At 51.8% G+C, this 22,158-nt stretch carries 25 protein-coding genes; all 25 read right to left on the bottom strand.

All coding sequences use genetic code 11. The annotated features are described in order from the left end of the window. Positions 1-176: 176 nt before the first annotated feature. A complete protein-coding gene (locus tag HNQ56_RS19295) occupies positions 177-506 on the bottom strand; it encodes a helix-turn-helix domain-containing protein (RefSeq protein ID WP_429149516.1) in 330 nt (109 codons plus the stop codon). A 236-nt stretch (positions 507-742) separates the two neighbouring features. Next, a complete protein-coding gene (locus tag HNQ56_RS19290; RefSeq protein ID WP_429149514.1) occupies positions 743-1,012 on the bottom strand; it encodes a helix-turn-helix domain-containing protein in 270 nt (89 codons plus the stop codon). Positions 1,013-1,023: 11 nt separating this feature from the next. Continuing rightward, complete coding sequence (locus HNQ56_RS19285) at positions 1,024-2,796, bottom strand: VirD4-like conjugal transfer protein, CD1115 family (protein ID WP_429149788.1); 1,773 nt, start codon at positions 2,794-2,796, stop codon at positions 1,024-1,026. 58 nt (positions 2,797-2,854) lie between these two features. Next, the gene (locus HNQ56_RS19280) at positions 2,855-4,150 is read right to left on the bottom strand and encodes a DUF3991 and toprim domain-containing protein (protein ID WP_429149512.1); all 1,296 of its coding nucleotides are present in this window, start codon (positions 4,148-4,150) and stop codon (positions 2,855-2,857) included. Between the two features lie 156 nt (positions 4,151-4,306). Next, entirely contained in the window at positions 4,307-4,480 is a 174-nt protein-coding gene (locus HNQ56_RS19275) for a hypothetical protein (RefSeq protein WP_429149510.1), read from the bottom strand. A 13-nt stretch (positions 4,481-4,493) separates the two neighbouring features. After that, entirely contained in the window at positions 4,494-7,118 is a 2,625-nt protein-coding gene (mobP3, locus tag HNQ56_RS19270; RefSeq protein ID WP_429149508.1) for a MobP3 family relaxase, read from the bottom strand. A gap of 2 nt (positions 7,119-7,120) precedes the next feature. Continuing rightward, positions 7,121-7,528: a hypothetical protein gene (locus HNQ56_RS19265; protein ID WP_429149506.1), complete on the bottom strand. Its 408-nt coding sequence runs from the start codon at positions 7,526-7,528 to the stop codon at positions 7,121-7,123. 420 nt (positions 7,529-7,948) lie between these two features. Next, positions 7,949-8,203, bottom strand: coding sequence for a DUF6103 family protein (locus HNQ56_RS19260; RefSeq protein ID WP_429149504.1), 255 nt, complete (start codon positions 8,201-8,203; stop codon positions 7,949-7,951). Between the two features lie 15 nt (positions 8,204-8,218). Next, positions 8,219-8,590: a DUF3846 domain-containing protein gene (locus HNQ56_RS19255; RefSeq protein WP_429149502.1), complete on the bottom strand. Its 372-nt coding sequence runs from the start codon at positions 8,588-8,590 to the stop codon at positions 8,219-8,221. Positions 8,591-8,746: 156 nt separating this feature from the next. After that, positions 8,747-9,040 (bottom strand): hypothetical protein, encoded by a 294-nt coding sequence (locus tag HNQ56_RS19250; RefSeq protein WP_429149500.1) that lies wholly within the window; start codon positions 9,038-9,040, stop codon positions 8,747-8,749. Between the two features lie 4 nt (positions 9,041-9,044). Then, positions 9,045-9,926, bottom strand: a complete 882-nt coding sequence (locus HNQ56_RS19245) for a ParM/StbA family protein (protein ID WP_429149499.1) — start codon at positions 9,924-9,926, stop codon at positions 9,045-9,047. A gap of 28 nt (positions 9,927-9,954) precedes the next feature. Continuing rightward, positions 9,955-10,338: a DUF6103 family protein gene (locus tag HNQ56_RS19240; RefSeq protein WP_429149497.1), complete on the bottom strand. Its 384-nt coding sequence runs from the start codon at positions 10,336-10,338 to the stop codon at positions 9,955-9,957. A 14-nt stretch (positions 10,339-10,352) separates the two neighbouring features. Beyond that, positions 10,353-10,937, bottom strand: a complete 585-nt coding sequence (locus HNQ56_RS19235; protein WP_429149496.1) for a DUF6329 domain-containing protein — start codon at positions 10,935-10,937, stop codon at positions 10,353-10,355. 5 nt (positions 10,938-10,942) lie between these two features. Then, on the bottom strand, positions 10,943-12,088 hold the full coding sequence (locus tag HNQ56_RS19230; protein ID WP_429149494.1) for a hypothetical protein: 1,146 nt from the start codon (positions 12,086-12,088) through the stop codon (positions 10,943-10,945). Positions 12,089-12,094: 6 nt separating this feature from the next. Next, a complete protein-coding gene (locus HNQ56_RS19225; protein WP_429149492.1) occupies positions 12,095-12,598 on the bottom strand; it encodes a gamma-glutamylcyclotransferase family protein in 504 nt (167 codons plus the stop codon). Between the two features lie 19 nt (positions 12,599-12,617). Next, on the bottom strand, positions 12,618-13,667 hold the full coding sequence (locus HNQ56_RS19220) for an amidoligase family protein (RefSeq protein ID WP_429149490.1): 1,050 nt from the start codon (positions 13,665-13,667) through the stop codon (positions 12,618-12,620). Positions 13,668-13,685: 18 nt separating this feature from the next. Continuing rightward, positions 13,686-15,515 (bottom strand): VirB4 family type IV secretion system protein, encoded by a 1,830-nt coding sequence (locus HNQ56_RS19215; protein ID WP_429149488.1) that lies wholly within the window; start codon positions 15,513-15,515, stop codon positions 13,686-13,688. A 24-nt stretch (positions 15,516-15,539) separates the two neighbouring features. Then, positions 15,540-16,130, bottom strand: a complete 591-nt coding sequence (locus HNQ56_RS19210; protein ID WP_255227632.1) for a hypothetical protein — start codon at positions 16,128-16,130, stop codon at positions 15,540-15,542. After that, positions 16,127-16,393, bottom strand: coding sequence for a hypothetical protein (locus tag HNQ56_RS19205; protein ID WP_227020155.1), 267 nt, complete (start codon positions 16,391-16,393; stop codon positions 16,127-16,129). Before HNQ56_RS19205 ends, HNQ56_RS19210 begins: the two co-directional genes overlap by 4 nt. Further along, entirely contained in the window at positions 16,369-18,207 is a 1,839-nt protein-coding gene (locus HNQ56_RS19200; protein ID WP_429149486.1) for a DNA cytosine methyltransferase, read from the bottom strand. Before HNQ56_RS19200 ends, HNQ56_RS19205 begins: the two co-directional genes overlap by 25 nt. Then, a complete protein-coding gene (locus tag HNQ56_RS19195; RefSeq protein ID WP_429149484.1) occupies positions 18,204-18,608 on the bottom strand; it encodes a DUF7768 domain-containing protein in 405 nt (134 codons plus the stop codon). Before HNQ56_RS19195 ends, HNQ56_RS19200 begins: the two co-directional genes overlap by 4 nt. Further along, a complete protein-coding gene (locus tag HNQ56_RS19190; RefSeq protein WP_429149482.1) occupies positions 18,605-19,501 on the bottom strand; it encodes a conjugal transfer protein TrbL family protein in 897 nt (298 codons plus the stop codon). Before HNQ56_RS19190 ends, HNQ56_RS19195 begins: the two co-directional genes overlap by 4 nt. Before the next feature lie 69 nt (positions 19,502-19,570). Continuing rightward, on the bottom strand, positions 19,571-20,023 hold the full coding sequence (locus HNQ56_RS19185; protein ID WP_429149480.1) for a hypothetical protein: 453 nt from the start codon (positions 20,021-20,023) through the stop codon (positions 19,571-19,573). Between the two features lie 13 nt (positions 20,024-20,036). Continuing rightward, positions 20,037-20,375: a DUF3852 domain-containing protein gene (locus tag HNQ56_RS19180; protein ID WP_429149478.1), complete on the bottom strand. Its 339-nt coding sequence runs from the start codon at positions 20,373-20,375 to the stop codon at positions 20,037-20,039. A gap of 87 nt (positions 20,376-20,462) precedes the next feature. Further along, on the bottom strand, positions 20,463-22,154 hold the full coding sequence (locus tag HNQ56_RS19175) for a DUF8193 domain-containing protein (RefSeq protein WP_429149476.1): 1,692 nt from the start codon (positions 22,152-22,154) through the stop codon (positions 20,463-20,465). Positions 22,155-22,158: the final 4 nt, after the last annotated feature.

Genomic DNA, 22,158 nt, shown 5'->3' with positions numbered 1-22,158 from the left:
TTTTTTTGTAATGTTTTGATGATTACTGCAGTAATCTAACTATTGTATTTTCGCTAAAACTAATTCTACATGAATTAATGTAGTTCTTCAAGACCTATTCTTACTAAATTATCTGGGCTTCTAACTGTAAACTCGAAAAGAGCCGAAAGTTATCTCTCGACCCTCCATTTGACTGGCTAAATTTCGCTTATTTCTTGAATCAGCGTATCCAATACTCTCAGTATCTTCTTCTGATGAGTTTCAGGCAGTGCTGATAACTTGTTGGACAATAATGACGATACGATTTCATTCGATACCGACAAAACATCAGTCAAGATAAAATTGGCATCGACTTTGAGTATATTCAAAATCTCAACAAGGGTTTCCAGTTTCGGCGCTTTAATTCCCCGCTCAATAACACTTATGTGGGAAGCACTGAGAGCAACTTTCTCAGCTAATTGTTCCTGAGTTAAGCCTTTGGCTTCTCTGGCTTGTTTAATTCGTTGTCCTATGGCTTTCAGATCCATCAACGCACCTCCTATCAGAACGATTCTCGTTCTTATAGTATAAGTAACCTACACAGCCACTAACAGAAGCTATAAGAACTACATTCGCTCTATTAGATTTAATAATATTGTTGTTCTTTTTCTGTCGTTATATACTCTTAAAGTGAGAGATTCGCCTTGACGGTTCACCATGAACCCTTCCATGGTTCATATGAAAGTCAGACCTTTCCCTTGGCGGGACGGCCATATTTTTTTAATTAACTGGTATCCACTTCCGTCAGATAAAACATATTGCTGCTCTTGCCGCCATTTTCACGCCACCTTTGTTCTTTTCGAATAAGGCTCCCTTTTTCAAGATCGGTAAGGGCACGCTTTACCGTACTCCTTGATAGCTTCAGCTCCTTCGCGATGGTATTAATCGCCGGGTAGCATTTGCCGTCCTTATCGGCACGGTCATGCAGGTACATGTAGACGGATCTCGCACGATGCGGCAGCTCTGAGGAATAAAGAGTAGAAAAGTAACCCACAGCTTCACCTCCTATTCAATCCGAACAGGTGATTTTGTCCTGACCAGTACCTCCGGCTCCTGAACCTGTGTATGGAGCAATCCACTCGATGCGGCAACTCCAGTATCAGTTTCCTCCGAAACATCTACGCAGGCGGAATGACGACGGATAATTTCTTCTTCCACTCTGCGCCTGTCGGCATACTCCACCTCCCTGGCAGATTGTTCCGCAATTTCATAAGGCTTGCCGAATGTAATGCCCCATTCCTTGAAAAGTTTCAGCCGGGTACGCATCGGATATGCTCCGGTCTTAGTGACGATAAAGTGGCCTTTAGGCATAGACTTTAACTCGTCTGGAGTCATCAGCGGGCGCTCAATCATCTGCAGACTCTGCGACGGATCGTTTTTCCCCCGACTGACCGAGCCGCTCATAACGGTCTTGTTACCCATGGCTTTCGACAAAATTTGCGCCGATTCACTATTGGGAGCAAAGCCGCCGAACACCGTGTCCTGGCAGTTGTCGATGATGATGGCGGAACCCTCTCTGCCATAGTTTTTCTCCAGCTGCGCAAAGCTCTGTATGATAGCGACGATGGACACCCGGCGTGAACGGCTGGCGCTGAACATCATCTCGGCAGACTCTATTTTTGGTATAGTTCCGATTTCATCAAGGAACATCATCACGCGGTTGGGAAGCTTTCCGCCATGCTCGTCGGCCACCGATAGAATCTCACGGTAGAGCTGCTGGACGATCAGGCTGATGATAAAATACTTTGTGTTATCTTCCTCAGGCATAACGAGAAAGATGGCGCTTTTCTTTGTACAGAATTTCTCCGCGTCAATGGCTGTATCAAAGCACAGTATCTGCTCCAGCTCGGAATCCAGAAAAGCGTTGAGTCTGGAGAGAGCTGTGGAGAGAACACTTTGCATAGCCTGCTCCGCAGAGTTGAGTGCCGCTCCAGCAAACCACTTTGTTTTATGCGTATCGGGCAGATGTGCAAGGAGCAGCTGGAACAATGTCCTGCCCTTGACTCCGCTGGGAGCCAGCAGATCCTGAATGAGCTTAAACACCGACACGATGTGCCGCTGCTTCGTCTCGCAGTATTCCGCGATGAGCAGGATCACGGAGGTCAGCAGACCTTCCGCCGCGTCATAGAAGAAAGCGTTTTGTCCAGCCATAGCAGAATCAAAGCCTCCGGAGGATATGATGGTCTTGGCGGTGATCTTGGCGTACTTCTCCGCTCTGGCCTTGTACGCAAGGTTCTCCGGATTTTTCAGGTAAGCGTCCATATAGCGGTTGACCAAATGGAGCAGATTGTTTCCGTCCGAGCGGGTGGGGTTTCTCAGGTCTATGACAGCCACATCATAGCCGTAATGCTCTTTTGCGATACCGACGTAGTTTCTGTAAAGATCACCCTTGGTATCGGTAGTCACGAAGCTCATACCGCAGGCGCAGGCGTATTCAAGATTGGGATAGAGAAAGTTGGCGGTCTTACCGACGCCAGCCGCTCCGATCATCAGGCAGTGGATATCGTTATCATCCACCAGCGCGTATCCGTAAGGCGCGGCATCGTCAAACAGCGACGCTTTCCTCCAGCCGACTATGAGTCCCTGCGCTTTCGGCAGGCTTTCTCCCTTGCGCCATTTCTCCGGCTCATACGGCACTTCGGTATATGTCTTTTTTATCTCCTGTTTTGTCGCCCAACGGGCCGTACCGTGCTGACCGTCGCCTACGGTTTTGCTTTTAATGCCGTTTAAAGTGTAGTAATGCGCTATGAGCGATAACACCCCGATAACGCCGAACATGGTCAGCCCCGCGGCAATCAGGATGATGATTTGTAATGCTCGCAAATAGATTCCCCCTTTACATAGCCATAATAAAATTTGACGCCTGCTCCTGTGCCGGAAGCATCTTCGGCATTTCCAGCTCGACAAAGAGCAGGGCTTTGACGCAGTCCAGCGCAAGGCGCTGATAGGAGGACAGGAGCTTTTCCTTATCCTCCAGTGTACGGATGCCCGATGCCTGAAGTTGGCGGCCGATGTCCGAAACATCTTGGCGTATATGTTCTGTCTTAGTCCTGAGCCAGCCTCTGTCCTCATGCGGACAGTAGCTGTATTGCAGCTTTTGAAGGAGCTGCTCTGTTGTCACAGGCCGTTCCATCTGATGAAGCTGCCTGTGCATGAGAACAAAAGAACCCGCCGCCATACACTGCAGGCATTCCCGAACAGCCTCCGCGTTCTCCGTCGCTGACTTGCCGGATGCCAGAAACGGTTCCACCGTTTCATAACACTCCGTCAGGAAGGAATCAAGGTCTTTTTGTACTGAAAGGACTTTGCACAAATCGCACAGCACTGCAACAACCGCTGGCAACAGAACCAGCTTGGGATGCTCCTGCGCTGGAATTGGACTGACGCCATTTCTGGCTTTCAAATCCTCGTTCCAGTCCTTATTCTGCGACTGCATTACAGAAATGTCCGCGTAGCCCTTGCCCGACAGAATATCCTTCAGGCGACCAGTAGCTTCGATGCCAGCTTCGTCATGGTCCAGGCACAGTACGACACTTTTCAGATGAGGATTCAGCTCCAGCTGACGAAGCATGGCGTGTCCCGAGACACCATCCAGTGTCACATAGCTGTGCCGCTGCCAGCCGTCCTTGTTCAGCGTGATGAAGGACAGCATATCTACCGGCGCCTCGAACACATGGAGGACGTCGCTCTCTCCAGTCCAGTGAAAGCTGTATTTCGGGTCGCTGCCCTCCACGTTACCCTTATAGGGTTCTCCCTGCGTATAGGTACCGCGCTTATGAGCGTGACGAGCGACGCCCTTTTCATCCAGCCCCACAAATACTGCATTGTGGTATTCCTTATCCTCATAGACCAGCTTTTCATGAGCGAAATGAAACAACACATCTCTATCAATAAAACGCTGCTTGATAAGGTAAGCAAACACACGGCGCATATCCGGATTGGCCTCAGGCAGCGTGAAGTCCTTTCGGGGAGCAGGAGCGCTTTTGGAGGTCTGGTTCCACTCTACGCCGGACTCGCCGCCTAAGAGAAGTGTCACCGCTTCGGGAAAGCTCAGGTCAAAAAACTGCTGAACAAAATCGATGGCGTGACCGCCCTCCTTACGGCTATGGCGGAACCACTCATTGCCTCGCACAGTCACGCTGTCGAAGCGCTTCCAGCGCCACTCCCGTCCGGAGCGGGTAAGCTGCTCACCCTGTCGCTGGAGGAAATCCACCAGGTCGACAGAGTTTGCTCGTTGCTTTTGTTCGTCTGTAAAATGAATATATGCCATACTGCAAATCCTCCTTTGTCAGCGTTTGCGCTTACCAGGTTGCATGGGCGAGCAGCAGACGAAGTCTGCGACCAGCCCGCACCGGCGAAAAAAAGCCACCCGCCGATGAGCGGATGGTTTGAACGACGCCGGTTTTATTTTTTCAGGGAATGGTTCTTTTTTACCCGAATGTTTTGATTGCATTGTCTGCATGGAAGCCCTCCTTTTAATATGTTGTTTGTCTGAGCTCGTGATCGTCCGGCGCATGCCCTTGGGCGATCTTCTTCTCGCGTATTTTTCTGCGGAGCTTACTGTCTGTCTGCATGCCAGGACCACCTGAGAGCCTTTTCTGCTCTTCATGAAATATCCGGCTTAAATGATGCAGAAGCCTTGTTGCCGCCATAAAGAGGGATGGATCACGGAAGTAGTCCAGATGCTCAAGGAAAAACCGAGCATAAATGTTGCCCTGTTCAGCCGAGAGGGTGAGCCAGCGCACTGCGGCATCACGGTCACGGTGGACATCTCTGCCCATAAGAAGCATTTTGCCGAGAGTGTACTGCGCGTACTGGTTACCCAACTCTGCGGATTTGGTCAGCCATTTAACAGCCGACTCCACATCCTTGGGAACATCCTCTCCGAGCAGATAGAGCTTTCCAAGCTGATACATAGCGAACGAATTGTTCTGTTCCGCCGCTTTCGTGAACAGCTCCACTGCTTTTCCGATATCCTTCACCACATGAGTACCGTCACGATAGAGCTTGCCAAGAGCATATAGTGCCATGCTGTTGCCGCTATCCTCAGCCTTTGTCAACCACTCCACAGCCTTCTGCGAATTCAAATGACCGCTGTCCGTATCGGAATAAATCCTGCCCAGCATATACTGAGCATGGACATTGCCGAGCCGTGCGGCCTTTTCAAGGTATTCGATGGCTGCCGGTATATCCTTTTCCGTGCCTGTTCCGGTATAAAGCATCTGACCGAGGCGGTATTGGAGCTTATCGTCATGGCTTTGTTCCTCCAGGCGCTTGAAGCCATAAAAGGCTTCCTCAAAATTTAGCTCCGCTTCATCGGTATTCTTCTCAGTGCCGATACCATCACGGTACATCTTCGCCATCTCGTAATAGGCATAGGGAACACGCTGGACGGCAGCTTTACCGTAAAGCTGGAACGCCATTTCGTAGTTCTGGCTCACACCCTGCCCCCGGTAGTACAGACCGGCAAGAGAATATTGGGCATACTTGTGATTTCGGGAAGCCGCCATTTCAAACCAGCCTGCTGCTTCTGCATAATCCTGTTCTGTTCCGAGTCCGGCCGCATGCATTTTCCCGATGCGGTATTCCACATACCGGATGTTCCTGTTCGCTTCGATATCCATAAATGCGGAAAGAGCTTTTTCATACCACATAAATGCGATATCCGCATCCATGTTGACGCGAAGTCCGTCAGCATACATCCTGCCGAGGTCATGCATGGCAAGAGCATTTCCGGCTTCGGATTCCTCCATAAACAAACGGAGAGCCTGCATGAAGTCAGGCTCCATATCGTCGCCGCCATAGAGGAAAGTACGAGCCTCTTTGTAGCGGTCACTCCATTTCATATGGGGATTTCCGACATCAGCTTCATCGTCCTCCGGAGCTTCATCAATAGCCGCTTGGTATTCATCTACCGGCAAAGGAGAATCGGATTCCACTGAGGTTTGAAGCTCGTCCGCCGACTCGTCACCCTCAAAGGTGAAATGGTGACCGACGATGTTCATCGCCTCTGTAATCACTATATTTTTAATGTGCTTGAATTCCTTTTGCTGTGAAAGCTGAACGGAACCGGGAAGCTTATCCATGTATGTACGCAGGACTTCATTGCGAAGTTCCTGCCATTTTGCGTAGGCTTCGGCGACACGAGCGTCCTTTGCCAACTCATCGACAATTTTATCCACAACGGTTTTCAGAGGCGCTTTGAGATAGCCGTATTGCTTTTTGCCGGAGGTATGCTTCAGCCTCTCCGCCAGATATGAGAGCAGAGCCTCTATGGTTTCACTTTCGCATATGCTTCCGCTCATCCTGCCGATGATTTCTTTTAAGACTTCACGGCTTTTCTCAGCAAGTTCATTCCTCTGAGTGGTCTGCTCGGAATATATCTGAATCAAATCCTGCTGAAAAATCTCCCTTGCCATACTGCTTCGCATTCTATCAATAGCTGACTTTGTGACATATCCCTCACGAGGATTGATAGAATACACCAGCATATGACAGTGAGGATGATGCCCCTCGTTATGAAAGGCAGCGTACCAGCGCAGGTTCTCCGGAGCAATCTTCATCTGCTCGGCAAACATATTCCGCTGCTTGCGGATGAGAGCCATCCACGCGGCGGCGTTATCATATCCCAGCCGCACGGCGTCCTCCCGCCGCAGAGAAATGATGGGGGTCCACACATTACCTGTATGTTCAGCAATCTCCGACATCACTCTTGACAGTACCAGCGGAGTATCTGCGTCAGTGAACAGTCCGTGATTCCCCAGCTTCTCCGCGCGGGGACGGGTGGCGATGTAATTGACGTAGACTTCTTGATGGGACAACTGATCCAGATTCTGGTCCAGCAACGCACTAATGAATTCTGATGCAGTTTCCACAGTCGGCTGTTTCATGTAATCCTCAAATTCAAACAAGTCAACCGAGTCGGGGAACTGCGAGAGGATATCCGTAATGAACTGCTCCTGTTTTTGTGTTGCATGCAGCATCCGTATGTCCGGCGAGATTTTTTCCACTCCTTCCCTCGTAGCAATGTACTCTACCACGTTTTCCAGATGCACCGCAGAGTTTTTTATATATCGGCATTTGAAAATAATCCTTGGCATGGCTATTCACCCTTTTGGAATTTAGCCACATCCTCAAAGTTCACAGCGCCGATGGATTTTTTCACGTCAGAAACGCATTTTCCACGCAAGCGCCGCAGGGTATTTTCATCCACGTCTGCGGTGGATGCCAGGATATTCATCATCATCGACATCTCTACAGCCAGCTTGAACATCACGCGGGCGATGCGGTTTTCTGTCGTGCTGACGATACCGGACATCGCCGAGGTGATAGCGTTCGGCAAAAACATTGCACCTTTCTCACCCGCAATGTACCCGCTGTAAAGACGGATAGCTTTTTCAATGAATTCGCTCCTGCTTTTGCAGTTGTCCATTTCTAAAAGCGCATCCATACATTCAAGCGTGCTGGGGTAAAGCCAGACCGGAATGCGGTCTTTGGTTTCTTCCGTCATATGGAGTCCTCCTTTTCTGAAAATGCTCCGGAACCACCTATCGGGTGTACCCCGGAAAAGCCTTAATTTTTCTGCGTTTATGTCGATTTATAAGAGTTTCCGACCACCTGAAAGGTGACCAAAACCTATATCAGGTGTACCTTAGGGAACGTCCCCGACCCGCGTTGCGGGGCGGTGTGAGGGGGCAGGAGGTCGCATAGCGACCACCTGCCTTTAACCCGCATGGAATTCAACCCCTCGGTTCACCCCTCAAAGCGGCTTTTATGAGGCTCTGTCCGGAGGATGGTTTTTGTCCTCTCAAGCTCCGTCACAAAGCCTCAACAAAAGGCGTTGTCCTGCCCACAAGTGTTACGATGCCACCCCTGCTGTCAAAACGCGACACAGGGGCACACAGGCGGCAACACGCGCGTTTGCAGGTTGTTATTTCTCACTGTCCGCATCTGGACTACTCTGTCCTGAAGAAGCTGTTGGGCGGGTGCTGCGCATAGGGGCATCCATCACGCTTTTATCCCGGCTTTCGATGTACTCCCGGACAGGAGCGGGAACGTGCTTTTCATATAGTGTTTGCAGCAAAGTGTCCAGTTCGGCCTGCAGTTCTGTTTCATCTTTCATGTACTGGTGGATAGCACGAAGCTTTTCAGCTTCAAAGCTGATCTGTACATTAGTTTTTTTCATGAAGCTTTACTCCTTTCATACGCTAAAATCTAATAAAAATATAGCGGAGGCATCCTCCACCTGTTCCTGGGTGAAGGCTTCCGGCTTTTGAAATCGATCACTGTACTGCCGGATTTTATCCTCAGTCAGCGACACAAAATCCCCATCATCATTGCTGCCAGCTACAAAAAATGTACCAGCAATGATGTCGTTTCCAAGAGAACGGTTGCCGGGAAGCCCGAGCAGCTTTCCCTCTTCATTGCAGACCAGCACAACATAATCCTCCAGATATACCGTTTCAATATATCCTCCAACCGCCTTCTGCAATCCTTCCAAAGTGTTTTCAACATCAGCAGGATAGGGTTCTTTCATCGGTTCTACCATTATCACCTTTATCGTTTTCTCCATGTTCGCCTCCTAAATACTCATTGTCATGCTCTGGGTTTCCTTTAAATTTTTTGGTTGCTCCTGCTTCACAGGCTGTTGTTTGAGGAAATAGTGAGCCATGATGGTGTACTTTTCAGCCATCTGGTATAAGGGCAGCAGGAAAGTGAGCCAACATGGTTACAATTCCTCTAGTGCATGGATCAGACTGCCAGGAAGATCGGATAGCTGAACATCGGTGTTCGTTTCCCCCGGCAGTGTGGCTTGAATCTGTGGCGCGGCATTTCTTAGTTCGTCCCTGATCGCTTGCCGTACAATCTGCTCCAGAATTTCAGACTGATGTGCTGTCAGGATGCTATTGACCACGTACTCGGTGCGCTGCCTGCTGGCCTGCTGTGCAAAGAGCGCCTCGGCATCCCGATGCCTTGGGTTGTCCATATCAAAGGATAAATAATATCGTTTTCGCTCGGACATAGACTCACCCCATCAGGAGCTTGTAGCCGTCCGCATTGGCGAACCGGTTCAGCACCGCCACCGTATTGAGGCTGTTTTCGTACAGCCTGGGTTCCAGCAGCTCTGCGCCGCCCCCCGCGAACACCATAGGCAACCGCAGATCCAATCCGCGTTCACGGAGCGCATTGAACAGCTCCTTGCAGTAGGCGGTCACGGCCTGCTCCACAACAGCCCCAATTAACTTGCTTTCGGTATGCTGGATCTCCCCGCGTATAGCATCCGTGATGAGCCCATCCGACAGGAGAATGTCACTGCGCTGGAGCGTATCCTGAATCCGGCTGTACAGGGTGATGGTACCCATGCGGAGACTGGCACAGCTTGATCTGTCAAGCCGGAAATCATGAAGTGTGAGAATATCCACCGTATAACCGCCGATGTCCACCAACGTGATGCTTCGGTAATCCTTAAGCTGCGGATAATACCTGCACAGCGCCGCATGCCCCTGTGCGAACACCTTGCATTCCGCAATACGGCAGCGGTAGAATGCTCCCTCGAACCGGAACGAGATGTTGTCACGCAGGAAATATCGCCTGAAGGCTTCCTTCTGTGTGCCATAGCTGTCAATGGGCAGCCCCACGCCAAGAGCGATTTCTGCATTGGTTGTCCCTGCTTTTTTCATGGCGTCCGCAATTGCCGGGAGCGTCAGAATAAACGTATCCGGCTCCCTGGTCTTGTCCTGCTGAAAACGCAGACGACGCTCACCGATGGCGTAATACTTGCCATCAAAAAAGAGCTGCATCTCCGGCATAATGAATTCTTTGTCACTTGCGGCATATCCGGAGGCATAAATCATCCCCTCCGAGGATTTGGTGTTGTAGTTTCCGTTGTCCACACCAAGCTTTATCATAATCATCACCTTCTTTCTTTTCTGCGGTTTACATGCTCATGGTCATGCCCTGCGCTTCTTCCTCGGCAGGGGCTCCAGTCTCTGACTGAGCCTCCGGAGCGGAAGGCGCTTCGGTCGCCGCCTGCTCACGCTGACGGCGGGATTGACGAGGCTGCCGTTCTCTCGGAGCGGGAGTCTGATTCTCTCCTGAAGCGGAGGTCTGCTGTGACTCTGCAGCCTGTTCCTGAGCCGTTTCCAGCTCCAAACGGCTCTCAACATATTCACGGACATTGAGAGGAACCAGCCGTTCATAGGTCTTGTTGAGGTAATCCTTCAGCTCCTGTTCGATGGTTTGATCCTTCTTCTCCATGAAAAAACGGAGGGCGTCCAGCCGCTCCGAGGGGAAAGGGACCTTTAATTCGGTTGTACTCATTTTCGTTTTCCTCCTTATAAATTCATTTGCATCTCAGACGAGAGCTTTTCGCTTTCATCGAGATTGGGGCAGTAGTCAAGATAGAACACCATATCAAAGCCATCCTCCATCGGTTCGATCTCCGCCATCTCCGGCCTTGCTTCGAGGATATTTTTAAGCATAGAGCCGATGCCGTTGCTCTCCGAAACGGGGACGTGATACCGCTCCTGTAGCTCGTCAAAGTAAATCGACCACGTTCCGTTGGAGGTACTTTGCGTACCCTCCTTGATGATTTGGTCAGCCAGATTGTTAAGGCGTGCGGTCACGAATTCACGAGCCCCCGGCATGTAGCTAGAGTATCTGGCATAGTTATATCCCTCCGCTTCGATCAGGACACCGTCAGAGGAACCCTCGCCCATCACCAGCAGGCAATGGAACACACCATTTTCATCCCGGTACATGCGGTCGGTGTTTTCAGCTATAAAGGACATATCCCGAATGGGAGCCGACTTAAAATATTTGTATTCGGCTTCGGGAAGCTCGACGATTTTTTCAATTACGCAGTCCGACGCGGGGTAATCACTCGCCTTGCGTTCTAAAATTGCTTGCAGCTTCAGCATGATTTTCACTCTCCTGTATTGTAGTTGATGTAGGGAATTTCAAGCCACGCCGACCATGAGCGGTCGGCGAGATTGGTTATGACCACTCCGTATTTAGTGCCCATGGCTTCGACGACCTTTCCGTTTCCGACATATATTCCAATGTGCCCGGACTTCCAGACAGCAAGACCGGGGACGTCGGGCATGGTATCCATATGGCCAGAAACAGTTGCGCTTTTATACATACCGTCCGCACTGATATCAGGCATACCGTTTGTTCCGTATTCGATTTCCAAGGTGTCGGGGTTAAGCCAGCCGTAGCCTTTAATCAGCCCGACACAGTCCGTCGTCCTGCCGCCGAGCCAGTTGCTTCGGATGAATTCCTCGTAACTGCCGACGCCGTCAGGGTACTGCTCCAGCTTGGAACTGAACAGCGAATCCGTGAGGACGTCGCCGTATGTACCCCAGACATAACCCCATCCGGCTTCAAAGGTTTGCTCGGCATAGGCGGCCAGATCCAGATTGTTCTTGGTCGCCGGGTCTGTGAACGAGGAAATATCCAGCACGGTACTCCCTGTACCGCCGCGTTCAATCTCGCCGGTAAACAGCCCCGCGCCGCCGAATGCAATCCTTTCATAAATTTTCTGAGCGTTGGCTTTGACCTCGGAGGTCACCGCGAATCCCAGCCGGAACAACCTTTGATATGCGGTTTCCAGGCTGGCGGGAACAGCAGAGCCATCCTCGGCGGTAACGAAGCAATCGACAAAGTTGCGGGCTTCAGCTGCGGATAAGAACAGATTTTCAGCGCCGAAATTCTGAGAATAAAAAAGGGACTTAATGCGGATATTGTCCAAAGCGCCGCCCGCCATACGGGCTTCAGCCTCGGATATGGCTTTGTCCAGAACAGTGAAGCATCCGTTCATTTCGCTGATGTGCGAGGTGTAATCGGCAGGCATGGCCGCAGGAATATTGCCGCCGTTAAAAGACAGATCGATAGCGGCTTTGTTGTGGTCGGAGCCTGCCGAGAGAATGCTTGCGATCATTACAACGATCAGGATGATGGGCGTCAGGATGGAAGCTATGACCACGCCGATTGTTTTCCACGTCCGCTTGTCGGTGGCAAGGGCAACGGCGGCTTTGACCGCCATGGCAATGGTTGCGGGATCTGCCATTGCTGATCACCACCATTTCATGTCGAACAGCGTGCCCTGATCCGGCTCCCGTTCCTGCTGCTCTTTCGCCAGACGGATGGACTTCTCCACGGCCTGCTCCAGAAATTCCGTGTCAAAGCCTGCCGCCTTATACCCCTCCATGATGGTGTCGAGGTAATAATCCGAAGGTGAACCGAAGGGATGCCCGTCGTTCATGATGTAGACCATGGCAGGGATCGTCTTGCCCTTCAGCTCTACGGGCAGTATTTCCTTGCGGTAAAAGGACGGAAATCCCTCATAGCGGTCGAGAGCCTGCAGGTCGCGCTCCTTCAACTTCCACAGGAGAACAGGCACGCTGGAGCCTTTAAGCGGTTCCACAGTTGCGACTGAGCTTTTCCGCCCGCCCCTGAACAGCAGCTCATAATCCTTGATTTCGCTGGCGCCGACCACCTTGGCGGTCGGGCAGCGGAACGCCATCTGCGGCAGATTCAGGTTGCTACCGTAGGCGATATACAGGGTTTCGGGTTTCATATTTCTTCATTCCTCCTTGCTACATTGACATGGCAAGGCCGGGGCTTTCGTCTGCCACCCCGGCCTGTTCCTGTTCGTTTTCAGTTGTCTGCTCCTGCTGTTCCGCCGCTTGAGCCGCTTCCGCCAGCTCTTTTTCTTTTTTCTGCCTTAATCGTTCCTTTTGCTGGAGCGCCTGCGCCGGGTCCTTCCAGGCTATGCATCCGTCGAGATGCTCCAGCAGATGAAGCCGGGCGGTCTTGAATTCATCGCCGATAAGTCCCAGCCGCAGGAGCCAGGTGCGGAAGGTATATTTCTCGTTGGTGCTATGTGTTTTCTGGCGGCTGGCGCACCGCTGATTCAGAGCCTGGGCAGAGATGGCGAGGCAGAGCTGGATGTACGCCTTAATTTTTCCTGCGTGAGTGGTGGAATTAAAGAGCCGGAACTCAACAGTACCCTTCTGGAACACGCTGTGAAGGTTCAGGCAGTGATAGCGGCTGTCATGATAATGCTCATGGCGCCCATCGTTACCGTTGTACCAGATGCGGCTGACCGCATCCAGCGTCCGGGGCTTTTTGCGGTTCAGTTCTTCGAGAAAGCTCTGCTCAACCTTTTTACAATACTGCCGCTCTCTCGCCACCTCCACCTGCATTGCCTTGTAAATCAGATCCTCTTTGGATGCCATGATGTTGGTGATGTTTCGCAGGGTGTTGGCATTAAAAGGAGAGGCATCTATATGGACATGGATACCGCACTTGTTATTTACAATCGCCCCGGCGCCGCGGAGCTTTCTCACAAGCTCCTGTATGGTTTCAATATCTTCGTAGCGGCAGATGGGAGTGACCATCTCGGTTTTATACTCATCAGAGGCTTCTACTATTGTTCTTCCGACCTTCTTCTGGGCAGTGATGCTGCTGTCGTAGGTAAAGCTCCACTTGCGGTTTTGTCCATCCAGCGCCGAATATGTTTTGTAAAAACTGCCGTCATAATGGGAAGCTGTACCGAAGTGAGAAGCCGCTATTTCAGACGCTTTTTGCCTTGTTATGCCTGTCATTTCAATTTCTACTCCGAAGCGCTGTTCCTTCATCTCCATGCTTTCTCACCCCTTTCGTCATCGTCCGCCTGCCTTTCCGAAGAGCGCCGCCTTATGTTCAGGAGCCTGAACCACAAGGTTATACCGCTCGTTTCCGCACTTATACAGGCATACGCCCCGCTGGGGATACCGGATAAGGTTGTATTCCGATTCCTCCAGCTGCAGGGAATCCATATAGAAATGCTTGTCGATGTTGCCGGCGTTGAACAGAAAGGCGTGAGCCGGAATGGAGAACAGCGGTTTGGTATACTCCCTGATACCCTCCAGATTGAAGTCCTCTAGATTCTGCGAGGAGAGGATCACGGCGCTGTCTTTCTTCCTGACACGTTTCATAAAATTGCGGACATATTCCACGGCAGTCAGGTTGGAGAGGAACAGATAGAACTCGTCGATGCTGGCAGCGGTATTGCCGGTGGTGAGAAGCTCATTGCTCATGTAGGACAGCACATTAAACAGCAGGGCGTTTCTCAGATTTTTGCTGGCCTGCAGAAGCCCCTTGACGCCGAAGGTCACGAACTCGCTGTTCTTTATATTGGTGTACCCGTTAAAGAATTTTGACTCCGCACCTTTGCACAGAGAATGGAGTCCAAGGCAGATTTCCCGCAGGGTATCCGCCGTATAAAGCTGACGGCGGCTTTCGTCAAAGGTCTTGTATTCTTCCTCAATCAACCCATACAGGTCAGACAGGATGGGGTAATCGTCAGGCTTCAGGCGGTCGAAGTTACTGTGGTCGGTGATGCCCCATTTGTCATAGAGCTTGCTCAGCATGATCTCTATGGTGTCGATCTGACGGTCATCAAAATCCTTATAAGTTCTGAAAAAGTCTTTAAGGAAGCTGATATGCTGACTGAGCTTGGAGGTCTGCCGGAACGCCTGGGGCGCTTCAGCGTCTTTCGGGTCGCCGGTTTCATCCCAGGTCTTTAGCTCCAGGACATTTATGATGTACTCTCCGGTCATCAGGTCGATGAAGCAGCCGCCCAGGTTATTGGTGAGATCCTCGAACTCCATTTCGGGGTCAAGGCAGATGATTCGCATGCCGGATTCCCTGAGATTGCAGAGAATGATCTTTAGCAGATAGCTCTTGCCCTGACCGGAGTTACCAAGGATGAGGATGTTGGCGTTGGTTTTATCGTCTGCTCGGCGGTTGAAGTCCACGAGGATATTGCTGCCGAATTTGTCCCTGCCGAGGCAGAAGCCGTTGGGGTCTGTCTTACCGCTGTAGTTGAAGGGATAAAGATTGGCGACCGAGCTTGCGGGCAGCACCCGTTCAAATTGATCGCCGAACACGTTCCAGCCGGAGGGCATGACAGAAATAAAGCCCTGCTGCTGTCTGAGGAGGAGCCTGTCCACGTTGAGCTTGCTCCGCACCAACTCGGTCAGCACCTCGGTCTGCAGGAGCTTCAGTTGGTCCGGATCGTGAGAGAACAGCTCAATGTAAACAGCCGCGTGAAGGAGGGGCTCCTTGCTCCGATGCATCTGTGCGACGATGGTTGCCACGTCCTGCAGATTGCTTTCCGCCGTGACCGTCTGCTGTAAATCCTGGGTGCTGCTTCGCTGCATCCGGTTTTTGTTGGCGGCGTTTGAAATGATTTTCTTTTCCTCCACGGGAGTCACATGCCGTGTGTATATGTGCAGGGTCACTCCGTCTTTCTCTCCCAGATTTCGGAGGATGGCCTGTTCCTCCGTGGCGGTCGGATACTCCCGTAGCGCCCATACGGAGCGGTAGGTATTGCCGCAAATAAAATAGTCCGTGAAAAATTTAATCACAGACGGGGCGATCATATCGAGGAATTCCTGAATACGGACGTCATCTGTCTGAGGCGTCCGCGCCTTGCTTTGATGTGCCATAGGGTTCTCTCCTTTTCATATATTTCATTCATTCAGAACAATCCAGCGCTCTCCGTCGAAGTCCTCAAAGCGCTCCGTCGTGACGTTTTGCTCAAAGTAAATCGCCAGCATGCGTTTGACGTCCTCCCGTTCCGCACGCTTGGAGGAGAAGCCCTGCTCCCGCAGGGTTTTTTCGATACGGTTCAGATAGGGAAACACCTCGGATTCCTTTTCGCCCTTCAGCCGGATGACTACGAGGAATTCTCTGGCCGTCGCCATCTGCACCTGTATCCGGTCAAGGTGGTGGAGGTCATGCTCCAATAGCCTGCGGACGGCGGGATTGTTCTCCTGCTCCATTCGCTTTTTCAGGAACTGCTTGTTGTCCTCGAAGTTTTCACGGCTGTTCAGGCACAGGAATTCCAGCTCCGCCATCCCCTTGAGGACAGTCATCAAGGCATAGATTCGCGCCGATACGCTTTCCTCTGACAGGACGGAGATGTTGGTGGGCTTGACGATAAAGTACACCAGCTCATCGCCGCGGGCGGTCAAAAGGCTGTAATCGGTAATGCCCTTGGTGTTGATGAGCTGCCGGGTGTATTGCCTTTGCTTTGCCGTCTTTTTTTCTTTTCTGCTCATTGTTTTCCGTACCCCCATTCGTAGGTCTGCTGCTTCGTTATGAAGAAAGCGCAGGCGTATTTTATAAAGTCGAGGATGCTGGTATCCTCAAACCGGATTGTCAGAAAGGCATAGAGGGCTGTGATGACGATGGGCGGCAGGAATTTAAGCTGCGCGAGTGCAAACACAGAAAGCAAAAGACCGACGCCGATGACGCCGATATCTCTGAGCTGCCACAGCCACAGCACCGCCTTGGATTTCAGGTTATCGGGGTAGATGTACATTCAGATTCCTCCTGTTCTTTGTTGAATTTTCGTATAAAAAAAGCGATTCCCCGGAGAACATTCTCCACACAGGGAATCGCCACACTGTTACCAAGGGCTTTATACCGTGAGCTGTCCGAGGCGCCGGGGATGCCTGTCCAGTAATCGGGGAAGCCCTGGAGCCTTTCGCATTCCAGAGGCGTGAGCCGCCTAATGAGCTTTCCGATGCGGACGGGATGCACGTTGTTCAGCGAATATCCGCCATCCGTTTTGGACTGGAGCGTTCCGCTTAAATCGCCGTTTTCCGCACCGTTCCGGCAGTCAAGTCCGGCGACGTCCATCTCACACACGAGGTCGGTTGAGTCCTTATATTGCCTTGCGCTCTGCGTGCTGACCACATCGTTGGAGACGTATTCGTCACTCCGCTGCTGGGAGAAGACGCAATGCCGGTCTGCGGTATTGAGCGTATAGCTGATGTCCGGCTGGAAGCCCATGCCGTTGCCGCCGTTGTGATCCTGGCGGTCGATGATGTTTCCGGCGATGCAATAGGTTTCTGAATGTGGCATATCGCCACATTCATCCTCGGAATGAACAGCATCTTGTGAGACAAGCGGCACGTTGTTTCCGCCTGTTCCGTACCGTGCGGACATAGTCGGAGCCACTGCATGGGGACCGGTATATCTGGAATCGATGCCGTGGTTTTCAAACAGAACCGGCTGGTTGTTTCCGCTGGTTCCCGCCGCCGACGTGATGGTCGGACACAGGTTTTCACAGATTTCCGCGCCGCCCTGCTGGCTGCCCAGCACGAGCGGAGGGTGTCCATCCATCTGAGCGCGCAATGTTGCCGTTATATTTTCCGTCACGTCCATGCGGTTGCCACCTTGATCGTTCAGGCACAGAATACTTGGCACCATGTTGGAACTGCTCTCGGACGCTTCAGTTTCATTGGGCAGTTGGGCGATGAAGGTTTGCTGCTTCATGCCCGGCTGCGCCTGGATTGCTCCAGACACATCGTGCAGATTCCGCACCTCGTCCCGCTGGTTGCAGGTGAAGGCAACGGGACCGCTATCCGTCATTCTGTCGGTCGGATTCCCGCCTGTATCTCCAGTGCCTGCTTCAGAACAGGCGGCAGCTCTTTGCCGCGCTTCTTCGCCCGGCGCAGAATCCCCAAGCAGGCTGTCTTGCTTAAATAATATTTGTGGTGCGGTGTGGCCTCCAAAATCTGCGACAAGATAGATTCTTTTGCGCCTTTGTGGGACGGACCAGTATTGAGCGTCGTATACCCTCCAAGCAAGTGAGAATTGATCTCCCAATATGGCCCCAGCAGACTTCCATACCCCTCCCGGAGGTCGAGGTACAGAAACGGAACTGTCAACAATTCGGCAGGTTTCCTCAAGCACCGCGCGGAAGTCCTCTCCGCCCGCGGAGGAGAAAGCTCCGGGGACATTTTCCCAGACCATATATCTGGGTCTAAGTCGAACAGGGTCAATTGTCCGCTTTCTTCTTGCGTCATGCTCTCTCAGCTCCTTTATGACACGAATCTGCTCCATGAAAAGGCCGGAACGCTCGCCCTGAAGTCCGGCGCGTTTCCCCGCGACCGATAAGTCCTGACATGGTGAACCCCCGCAGACAATGTCCACGGAAGCGAGCTCGGTTCCTTTCAGTTTTGTGATGTCACCGACATGGAGCATTTCCGGAAACCGTATTTTCGTAACTTCAATGGGTAACGGCTCGATCTCGCTGGCCCATACAGGAGTGAAACCCTGCCGGACGCCTGCCAGCGGAAATCCGCCGATCCCGTCAAACAGGCTTCCAAGGGACAGCGATAAGGTCACAATTCCAACACCATACCGGGAGAAGGCGTTTCCTCCGGCATGACTGTTCTTTCTTTTGGGGTGTTAATTTTCATATGACGTCCTCCTTGTATCTGTTCTGCAGGTACGCTTCTGACGGGGACACCAAGGCGCTCGGCTTCCGCGATTTCACAGCTCATGCCATGGCTGATACGCGAACCGCATATCCATAGCTCGTCGCATGAAGCCAACACCCGCAGCCCCATTTGAATACCAATCACCCGCTGGGCGGGTATGCTGTCATCCAGTATTTGCGGGTATAGCAAGTGGACGGCGACAGGCGCACAGCCATGCTCTGCGGCATAAAGGCAGGCACCCTTGGCAAACCGTATGTTGGTTTCAATGTCCCCTGCGTAAGGGGAGCAGATATATACCAGCTTCATTTCGCGGCCACCGCCTTCACCACGGTTCTCGTCATGTTGACGGCAGTCTGCGCCGTATAAACCGCGCTCATCAGGTTACCTTTGGTGCTGGTGTCCAGCCCGAAAGCTCCGGCAATTCTCGGCACCTCTCCAGCCGCCAGCATAAGCCCAAGCCCAAGCAGGGCGTGATCCTTGACCACCATAAGCCCCGCAATGAGGATGGTGGATTGCAGGAAGGCTGTCAGGCAAAGACCAATAATCTGCTTACTCCAGCTGACAAAGCCGTCAAGATACCCGCGCGGGACAGAGAACATATACAGGCTGCCGACCGCGATCTGAATGAGCAGGATGCCGCCCCTTTTCAGGTTGGCGAAAAACACCTTGATCACGGCATAGCCCATAAGGATGACGATAAAAAGCATCATGATCGGGCTGGTGACGGAGCCGAAGCCGAAAACGCTTCCTGCGTTTTCAAGGCTTCCGGCCGCACTCAGTTCACTGATGATGTTGCTTGCGATGGTGTCTATTCCATCACCGAACCCTGTGATTCCAGCCGTGAGACTGCTCTGCAGGGAGATGGACAGCTTATATAGCTCCACCGGTACGATGGAGAACAAGCTGACAGCCATAAAGCCTTTAATGGCATTCATGGCGGCGTCCTTGATGCTGCCCCTGCCGTTTTGGTACTCGATGCCGCACTCAAAGGCCGATACCACCAGACCAGTCCCATAGAGCGTCCAAGCCAGATAAACAAAAAACAGGACGATGGACTTCACCCAGGTCATATTGAACAAGTCGGCGCCCATGTTGTTCATCTCAGTAAAGAAATTACCGAGGAAGCCGATTATCTGACCGTAGAACCAATCGACAATCTGTCCCAGCACGGTGTCAGCAACAAAATCCCATATAAACATGGGTTGGCACCTCCTTTCCGGATAAAAAAATATGGGAGCCTGTTCACACAAGCTCCCGAAAAAAGCTATTTACATGCCCCGCATTGTCAGGCCGTTTTCGCTCTGGCCGGACTGCTCCATCTCCAGCTTCGGTTCACGGTATACGTCAAGGTAATCATTGATAGCCTCGGATATCCGATCATAGTCCGCCTTATTCGGCTTGTAGACATACCAGTCGATTTCCTCCCCATACTTCCATATGTACGGGGTAATGCCATTTTTGAAGTTCGGATTGCTTACTGCTTTTTTGCCGAGCAGGTCTGAGAACCGTAGTGTTACAGAGTCCACCGGTCCGTCGTTGCGGTTGATTATGGTTGCCTTGATAGCATCGTAATGGTCAGCCACACCCATTGTGACAAATTCGACTCTCACACGGAGGCTGTTGGTGAGCTTTCCGAAGAAAGCCCTGCCGACAAACCTTTTATCAGAGATAGCAGCGCCATTTCCGAACAGCTTGCGCAGCTCCTGTTCAAAGTAGTTCATCTTTTCACACCTCCTACATCCCGAGTATCTGCCAGATGTATAGCGGCGCGGTCAGGGTGAACACAAGACAAGCGAACAAGATCGCCGGAGCTGCCCATTCAAACTGTCCGTGCTTCCGGTAGTCGAAATAGGCCGTACCAAGCTTGGCGAAGAAAAACACCGCCAGTATCAGGTCAATTGCCGGGAATACCACCTTGTTAACCACGGTCTTGATCTGACCGGATGCGTCGTTCCAGGTGTTTTCGATTGCTCCGGCCACATCTCCTGGAGGTGCGGCATAGGCGGTTGTGCAGAGCGCAAAGCCCAGCAGCAGCACCACGAGGAGAACAGTCAGGATTCGTTTCAGTTTCATGAGGATAACCACCTTTCTTGTATTAATTTTGGGTATAAAAAAAGACCGCAAAGCTCTTGCCCTACGGTCGTGTTTCTTTTCTGCTGGTTACGGTTTTACCGGAGCGATGTGCCAGTCATCCCAAAGGCTTCCCCCGATTGTCACCGAGTCGGCGAGGTTCATGGAGAGCATACCGGCCGGAGTCCAGCAGTCGATGAGCCAGGTATACGGCGTGTAGCTCCCATCGGGGAACCATATGGGAGTGAAGTGTGTCCGACGCTTGTAGGTCGAGTATTTGTTGGTATTAAACTCGAATTTGGAGCTGTATCCGGCCTGTGTGCGCTCCAGCAGCCGCCAGTAGGTTTCGTATTTGAATTCGGGGAAATATGTGACGGCGTTCTGTGCGTCGGTCACCGCCGAGGATTGGTTGGTGCTGACATTGGTAGTGACGGTCTGGTTGATGCCGTATCCGCTTTTCATGGTTTTTCCGGATGCGGTCGGGGCTTTAGCGTCCGGCACAACATTCATGGAGGCTGAAAGACTGGCGGAGTATGAGAGCCAGTCGAACTCCCACCATCCGTGATCGCACCAATAACCGTCCTCATCCGATCCATGCCATACCCAATAGGCATGCCACCATGGACGCCATACGCCCCAAGAGGCAGAGGTTTTCTGTGCCTTGCCGGGTACAGCAACTGCAGAATATGAGTCGTTCCGGTCGTCAGCCACCGGATTGGGCGGATCGTTCTTTGACAGATCCACTATCCTTGCCGTGATGGTCCCCTGACTTGCCGAGCCTCCGCCCGATACCGACACATGAATAATCATGGTCTGTGGGCTGGACGGCGTCCTCCAGCGCACCCACGCAAGCTGACTGTCTCCTGCCGGATAGTATATGGTACCGACAGAATAGGTCTGACCACCGATGGTGAAATACACGGTGACAGGATGGTCGGGATCCGATTGACCTCCCCGAACAGTCACCGATGTGATGACGTCGGTGTTAACCCTATACTCATAATCGGCAGCCGTTACCTCCGGAGGCTCCGGCTCCGCCTCATTGAAGCGCACGATGCCAAGACCGAGGGATGAAATTATATCCGTATTTGAAGCGGCTGTGGTCGTGGAGCCATCCCATGCCGGGTAGCCGAGATCCGGCGTTTCAAGGAACATCGCCAACGGCAGGTTCTTATGACTGAGTGATACCATTTTGCTCCGCAGGCCGCCGTTTAGCTGCTGATCAAAAAGCGCGGCTTCCGTTGCGGTCATGGCGTACTTGATTCCGCCAAAGGTCATGTAGGCGATGGGTTCCAGCAGGAGCTTGTATTCGCCATTGGTTAAAATCTCGTAGTTCATACCTGTGACCTGAGCGACGGTCATGACCATATACTCGGAGCAGAAGTATTGTTTTATCTGCTCGATGTTTGCCTGCCCGCTGCTGGTGCTTATTATTCTTGGCATAGCAATATCCGGCTTTTCACAAACATACGTTGTCGTAACAGGAGACAAGGTTCTGCCAGCTGTATATGATATTTTTGATACCTTTCCAAAATGTACGGCTATTGATGGTGTCCTATTTGAGAAATCAACAGGTGTGGTAACAGGTGATCTGTCGCTGACTCGAACCACAGTAACCCTTACGCCTTCATCACCGCCATTCCAGTAATTTTCATTGGTTCCGCTGCCCATTCCACCGCCGCCGTTATCTATGTTGCCTTCACCATCGGCGTAGGCCGTAACAGGCAAAAGCATGGAGAGCAGCAGAACCAGCACAAGAAAAAAGCTGAGACGTCGTTTCATACAA

Source organism: Anaerotaenia torta, from assembly GCF_050433395.1.
Taxonomy (GTDB): domain Bacteria; phylum Bacillota; class Clostridia; order Lachnospirales; family Lachnospiraceae; genus Mobilitalea; species Mobilitalea torta.
Note: the sequence above shows the minus strand (reverse complement) of the source record. Positions and strands in the feature narration are given on the sequence as shown.